We start from the raw sequence: 6,689 nt of genomic DNA on the forward strand, positions 1-6,689 counted from the left end.
GCAGTCAAAGACACTAGTCCCTCTATTTGACCGGGACGGCCGGCTTTGGCTTTTCCGTAGGCGTGGTCTGCTCGGCAGGCTTGGCAGGCTGGGCTTTTCCAGTCGGTGGTTCGGACGGCTTGGGCTTGTCGCCGGTCACCGGAGGCGCGGCTGCCGGCTTTGGCTCGGCCGCTGTCTTGGCGGCCTTTGCCTTCTGCGCTGCCTGCGCCTTGGCCTTGCGCGCGGCTTGTGCCTTGGCCGCCGAGCCGGGCTGCTTGAGTTCGGCCAATGCGACGGCGATCGGGCCATCGCCCGGCAGCACGTCGCCGGCGCTGTAGCCCTCTTCGCCCTCGGCGTCGCCACGCAGATGGCCTGGCAAGGTGGCTTCGCTGTAGTCGTTCAGGCTGGCCGGCAGGTCGGCATCGCCCGGTTGCGGTTCCGGGGTGAGCAGCACTTCCGGCACGATACCGCTGGCCTGGATCGACTTGCCGCTGGGCGTGTAATAGCGCGCGGTGGTGAGCTTGACCGAGTCGCCGTTGTCCAGCGGCAGCACGGTCTGCACCGAGCCCTTGCCGAAGGTGCGGCTGCCGATGATGCGCGCGCGCTGGTTGTCGCGCAGCGCGCCGGCCAGCACTTCCGAGGCGCTGGCCGAGCCGGCGTCCACCAGCACGATCACTGGCACCCCGCCGAGCAGATCGCCCGGGGTGGCGTCGAACTTGGCATCGCTGATGGAAATGCGCCCACGCGTGCTGACGATGTTGCCCTTGTCGAGCAGATCGTCGGCCACCTGCACCGCGGCGGTCAGCAGACCGCCCGGGTTGCTGCGCAGATCCAGCACCAGGCCGCGCAACTTGCCGCCGGCCTGCAGCTGCTTGAGGTTATTCTGAAAATCGGCACCGGTGTCGGCCTGGAAGGTGCTGATGCGGATGTAGCCATAGCCCGGTTCCAGGACCTTGCTGCGGACGCTGGCCACGCGGATGGTCTCGCGCTGCAGGGTGACGTCGAACGGCTTGGGTGCCTTGTCGCGCACGATGGTCAGGATGACCTTGCTGCCGGATTTGCCACGCAGCGGTTCCATCGCCTTGCTGGCGTCGATCGGTTTGCCGTCGATGGCCACGATCACATCGCCGGCGCGGATGCCGGCGCGCGCAGCCGGGGTGTCGTCGATCGGCGCGATCACCTTGAGCGTGTTGTCCTGCTGCTGCAGCAATTCCACACCGATGCCGTCGTAGGCGCCATTGGCCTGTTCGTCGAAGGCTTCGGCGTCTTCCTTGTCGAAATAAGTGCTGTGCGGGTCCAGATCCGAGAGCAGGCCGCGCACGGCGGCATGCATCAGCTTCTTGTCTTCGACCGGATCGACGTAGGCCTGCTTGACCGCTTGGTAGACCGCCACAAAGCGGCGGATCTCCTCCAGCGGCACCTTGGACACGGCGGCTTCATTGGCTTCCGGATCGTCCGCGCTGGCCTGGGCGGCGGCGGGGCCGGCCTTCTGTGCCCAACCGGGCGACGCGAACAAGGCCAGCGACAGGGCAACGGACAGGACGGCTACGCGCATGAAGCACTCCGGAAAAGACAAGACGCCCCACAGCGTGGCGCTGGCTGGATTATGCGCGAAGCAGCGGTAAATCCGCGTTGAATTGCCGTTGCCGCCCGCACCTGTCCGGTGTGGATGTGCCTCGGCGCCAGCGCGTGGTGTTGCATTGCCCGTTGCGCGGCACGTCCGATGTGACGCGCATCCGCTATCGAAACCGGGTGTTGCATCGGTCGCGATGCCGTCGCTACGACACCACGCAGCAAGCGCGCACTCAGCGCCGCTGCAACCAGCTCGACGGATCCACCGGCTGACCGTTGCGACGCAATTCGAAGTACAATGCCGGCACGCCTTGCCCGCCCGAGCTGCCGACCTTGGCCACTGCTTCGCCGCGCTTGATCGACGCGCCGGCATCGCGCAGCAAGGTGTCGTTGTGCGCGTACAGGCTCATGTAGCCGTTGCCGTGGTCCACGATCAGGATCATGCCGTAGCCGGTCATCCAGTCGGAAAACACCACCGTGCCGTCGGCCACCGCGCTGACGGTGCTGCCCTTTGGCGCGCCGATCAGCACGCCCTTGCTGGTGTGGCCGTCCGGCAAGGTGGCGTTGAAGCGCGCCAGCAGGTTGCCCGACACCGGCCAGCTCAGCCCGCCAACTTTGGGGGCCGGCGCGCTGGCGATGACCTGGGGCGGCGTCTTGCCGGGGCGGTCGGGACGCTCAGGGCGATCGATCTTGCCACGCTTTGCCTGCGCGGCCGCTTCGGCAGCGGCGCGTCTGGCGGCTGCACGCCGTTCGGCCTCGGCCGCGCGCAGATTGGCGAGCAGCTGTTCCAGCGACTTTGCGTCCTGGCCCAGGGCTTTTTCACGTTCGGCGCGCTGTGTGTAGCGCTCGTCCAGCTGCGCGACGGTGACCGCTTGCTGCGAGCGATCCTTCTGCAACGAAGAAGCCTGCGCTTTTTGTTGCGCACGCGCGCTGTCCAGCGTCTGACGACGGTTGGCGATGTCCTGTTGCACCTTGGACAGGGCCTCCAGCTGCGTGGTCAGGCCCTGGATGCGCTGCGCGCGCGCGTTCTGCACGTAGCGATGGTCGGCCAGCCTGCGCGTGGCATCGCCCACCGTGTCTTGCGATAACAACACCTTCAACGGCGCGTTGCGGCCGACCTGATCGGCGGCGCGCAATAACGCGGCCAGCTGCACGCGCTGGGTCTGCAGGCCGCGCTGCAACTGCGCGCGATCCTGCTCCAGTTTGCCCAGATGCTGTTCCTGTTCGCGCATTGCCGACTCGGTCTGGCTCAACGCACGTGCAGTCTTGGCCACCTTCTCATCCGCCTGGCGCAGCTGCTGGGCGGCGGTGCCGCGTTTGCTTTCCAGTTCGCGCCGGTCGGCAGTGATGGTCTTCAATTCATCGCGCAGCTGCTGCAGTTTGCGCTCGGCCTCGCGCTGACTTTGCGCGCTTGCACCGGCGCTGCCTAACAATGTGCAAGCCAGCAGCGTGCAGGCCAGCACGGTCGCCGCCAGCCACGCGCGTGAGCGGACGGTGGCGTGGGCAAGCGGCAGGCGCGAGCGCGGTGCGGGCGAGGGGGGCAACGAACGGTCCAGTGACTTCAGGCAGGTGCGCGATTGTAGCCAAGCATGGTGTGCTCGCCGCCACGCCTCAGATCGCCGCCGCCGCGCGAGGTTCAGCATGAGGTCCCAGCATCGTCTCCTGGCGTTGTCCCTGGTCCGCACAAGCGCCTGGGCCAACGAGGACATCAGCAAGGTCAACGGCCGCATCAGCGCCGAGGCCGGCCAGGTCGATGGCGCGCTGGATACCCTCAACGGCGCCATCGAGATCGGTGCCGGTGCGCAGACCAAGAGCGTGGAAAGCGTCAACGGCAGTATTGGTTTGCTGGAAACCGACCTCGGCACAGGCATCGAGACGGTCAATGGCGATATCACTGTGGGAGTGGGTTCGCATGGGTATGGCGGGATCGAGGTCACCAAGCCCAATGTCAGTTTTTCGTTCAAGCCGTCGCGCAAGCTGCGGGTGGTGATCGGCCCGAATGCGGTGGTCGATGGCCCGTTGCAGTTCGAGCGTGAGGTCAGCCTGTCCGTGCAGCGCAGCGCCAAGATCGGCGCGGTCACCCGGGCGACTGCGCGCCGCTTCGACAGCGACGTGGCGCCCCAGGACTGACCCACTCACCGCAGGCACCGCCTAGAATCCAGGGACCTTCGCCGCACGAGGAGTCCCCATGCCCCGCAAGATCCTGTTGTGCCTGGCCGCGACGCTGGCCCTGGCCGGCTGCAAGCGTGAAGCCGCCGACGCACCCGCAGCGCCCAGTGCGCCGAAGCCGGTCGATACCGCGCCCAGCGCACCGGTCAGCCGGCACGCGTTCTCGCCGGAGCTGACCGGCGGCGACTTTGCCGAGCTGGTCAAGACACTGGCCTCGGACGATTTCGAAGGACGCGGCCCGGGCACGCCGGGCGAAGAAAAGACCGTCACCTATCTCCGTGACCAGATGCAGCGCATCGGCTTGCAGCCGGGTAATGGCGACAGCTGGTTCCAGGACGTGCCGATGATGGAAACCACCGCCGATGCGGCCACCGCGCCCCGTTTGCGCAGCGGCGAGCAGACCCGCGCGCTGGCCTTCGGCACCGACATCGTGGTCGGCACGCGCACCTGTCAGGCCAAGGTCACGCTGGACAACAGCGAGCTGGTGTTCGTCGGCTACGGCGTGGATGCGCCCGAACAGCAATGGAACGACTACGCCGGCCAGGACTGGAAAGGCAAGACGGTGGTGATGTTCGTCAACGACCCCGGCTTCCATACCGGCGATGCCAAGTTGTTCGACGGCAAGCGCATGACGTACTACGGGCGCTGGACCTATAAGTTCGAAGAGGCCGCACGTCAGGGCGCGGCCGCCGCGTTGATCGTGCACGACACCCCCGGCGCCAGCTACGGCTGGGACGTGGTGAAGAACTCCTGGTCCGGCCCGCAATACGGCCTACTGGCCAAGGACGACACCGCCCCGCGCCTGCCGGTGCAAGGCTGGATCAGTGCCGAGACCGCAAAGCAGCTGTTCGCCAACGCCGGCCTTGACCTGGCGCAGGCCTACAAGAACGCCAGCAAGCGCGGTTTCAAGCCGGTGCCGTTGAAAGCCACCTGGTCGGTGGATCTGAAGAGCACCATTGCCGCAAAGACCTCGCGCAATGTGGTCGGCGTGCTGCCGGGCAGCAGCCACGCCGACGAGGCGGTGCTGTACATGGCGCACTGGGATCACCTGGGCAAGCATCCGGGCGAGAGCGGCGACAACATCTACAACGGCGCCGTGGATAACGCCACCGGCGTGGCCGGCATTTTAGAAATCGCCGATGCGTTCGCGCATCAGGACCCCAAGCCGGCGCGCTCGGTGGTGTTTGTGGCGGTGACGTTGGAAGAATCCGGTCTGCTCGGTTCCAAGTATTACGTGGCCAACCCGAGCTTCCCGCTGGACAAGATCGCCGCGGTGATCAATCTGGATGCGATGTCGGTGGCCGGGCGCGCGCGCGATGTCACCGTGGTGGGCATGGGCAGTTCGGAGTTGGAAGACATCCTCAAGCCGATCGCCGCGATGCAGGGCCGTACCCTGCACGCTGAAGCCACGCCGCAGAGCGGCTCGTATTTCCGTTCGGATCATTTCAACTTCGCCAAGGCCGGGGTGCCGGCGCTGTATGCCGATGGCGGCGAAGATCTGCGCGAGGGCGGCACTGCGGCCGGCCATGCGGCTGCAGAGGACTACGGCCGCAATCGCTACCACGCGCCAGGCGATGAGTACGATGCGGCGACGTGGAAACTCGATGGCACCATCGAAGATCTGCAGGCGGTGTATGGCGTGGGCAAGGAAGTGGCTGCTGGCGAGCGTTGGCCCAACTGGTATGCCGGCAACCCGTTCAAGGCTGCGCGCGATCGCATGATGGCTGGCAAGCCGGGTGCGAGTGCGGCAGCGGATGCGCAGGCACCAACATCTGAGGCGGATGGCATGAAAGCCGGCGGCAAGTAAGGAGCGCTGACGCGCTGAATGCACAGCGTGCGTGCACGAGCTCCGGCTTGTTGGCAGCGGCTTGCGCAAACGCGCCACCGATCCACCCCGCGCACGAAGTCTGCCGGTCTTGTGCGACTGCTTCGGTCACTGAGGGCGCTTGCACGCGTCCCCGCTTGGGACACGCCACGACAGCGACCCTGCCGGGCTTTCCGCGTGCTCGTAGCGACCGGTAGAACTCCCGGATCCCGGGCGCGTGCTGGATCGCAGACAGGCACGTTATGTCCAGGTTGTCGCGCGCACGTGCGCAGCCGTCGCCGCCAAGGTTCCCATTGGTTGAGAGGGACGTCGCTCCAGCGTGTCGGCCATGCAGGCGAGAGTGACCGCATCCAGACGATCTGTGTTTGCCAGCAGGCCGATGGCAGCGGCGCGCATTGGCCCGCACGACCAGGTGAGCGGCGTCGAACAGGGCATCCAGCACTGCCTCTGTTCGTATCCGCCTGACGCCTCCAGGACAACCTGGCCAGTTTCATGGTGTGCCAGCCAGGAAACAGCTTGTGGTGACACGCAGGTGTGGTGTGAAACTGGGCAAAATAGAAAGACACGTCGATTCCGTGGCTCAGGCTCAGGGCCAATCAGGTAGTCACATCTGTGGTCCTGCAATCGCCATTATACTGAAACACGCTGCACATTCAGTGCGATGCGCAAAAAAAAGGGCCGCCTGGCGGCGGCCCGATCAGATCATATCCAGGTCAGATCACATCAGGGACTGAAGCGTGTTGCATACACCGCATTTGGCGACAGGATCGACATCTGCGGCCTGTCAGTCCCGTCCTTGTTGGGCTGCACGCTGTATTCGTAACTGACGTTCCACCATGAACCGGCGGTCCAACAGGTCCAGCCCAGCCAGACATCTGCATTGGTTTCCATGTACCGCAGCATGCCCTTCAGCGCTTCATTGCAAACGGTGTTGTTGCCGGTGCCGAATTCCCCCAGAAAACCGCGTCTGTGATTGAGGCGCAACCACTCGGTGAACTTGCGTAGACGCTCGGCACCGACGGTGGCACTGACGCAGACATTGCTGGTGCCGCTGGAATCGGCATCCAGGTACTGAGGTATCCCCACGTTTTTCAGCCCATGACCATCTGGTTGTAGACGTGTTCGGGCAGTGTGCGTAATCGCT

General features: G+C 65.6%; 5 protein-coding genes. 2 read left to right on the plus strand and 3 right to left on the minus strand.

Annotated elements, in window-relative coordinates; genetic code table 11:
- Positions 1-22: 22 nt before the first annotated feature.
- Positions 23-1,534 carry a S41 family peptidase gene (locus tag XpopCFBP1817_RS08640; protein WP_128416811.1) on the minus strand — a complete coding sequence of 504 codons (1,512 nt, stop codon included), beginning with the start codon at positions 1,532-1,534 and terminating at the stop codon, positions 23-25.
- 250 nt (positions 1,535-1,784) lie between these two features.
- Positions 1,785-3,095: a murein hydrolase activator EnvC family protein gene (locus XpopCFBP1817_RS08645; RefSeq protein WP_128416812.1), complete on the minus strand. Its 1,311-nt coding sequence runs from the start codon at positions 3,093-3,095 to the stop codon at positions 1,785-1,787.
- 97 nt (positions 3,096-3,192) lie between these two features.
- On the opposite strand from XpopCFBP1817_RS08645, the gene XpopCFBP1817_RS08650 reads away from it, so the two are divergent.
- Together XpopCFBP1817_RS08650 and XpopCFBP1817_RS08655 are read left to right on the plus strand one after the other, a co-directional pair.
- Positions 3,193-3,681 (plus strand): DUF4097 family beta strand repeat-containing protein, encoded by a 489-nt coding sequence (locus XpopCFBP1817_RS08650; RefSeq protein WP_128416813.1) that lies wholly within the window; start codon positions 3,193-3,195, stop codon positions 3,679-3,681.
- Between the two features lie 58 nt (positions 3,682-3,739).
- The gene (locus tag XpopCFBP1817_RS08655) at positions 3,740-5,527 is read left to right on the plus strand and encodes a M28 family metallopeptidase (RefSeq protein ID WP_128416814.1); all 1,788 of its coding nucleotides are present in this window, start codon (positions 3,740-3,742) and stop codon (positions 5,525-5,527) included.
- Positions 5,528-6,268: 741 nt separating this feature from the next.
- On the opposite strand, the gene XpopCFBP1817_RS08665 is transcribed toward XpopCFBP1817_RS08655, so the two are convergent.
- The coding region (locus tag XpopCFBP1817_RS08665; RefSeq protein ID WP_146090183.1) for a cellulase family glycosylhydrolase at positions 6,269-6,689 on the minus strand (421 nt) is incomplete at its 5' end.

The organism is Xanthomonas populi (assembly GCF_002940065.1).
GTDB classification, from domain to species: Bacteria; Pseudomonadota; Gammaproteobacteria; order Xanthomonadales; family Xanthomonadaceae; genus Xanthomonas; species Xanthomonas populi.

Coding starts and splice junctions, on each gene's coding strand:
- XpopCFBP1817_RS08640 (WP_128416811.1), bottom strand. CDS start 1,534: ATGCGCGTAGCCGTCCTGTCCGTTGCCCTGTCGCTGGCCTTGTTCGCG.
- XpopCFBP1817_RS08655 (WP_128416814.1), top strand. CDS start 3,740: ATGCCCCGCAAGATCCTGTTGTGCCTGGCCGCGACGCTGGCCCTGGCC.
- XpopCFBP1817_RS08650 (WP_128416813.1), top strand. CDS start 3,193: ATGAGGTCCCAGCATCGTCTCCTGGCGTTGTCCCTGGTCCGCACAAGC.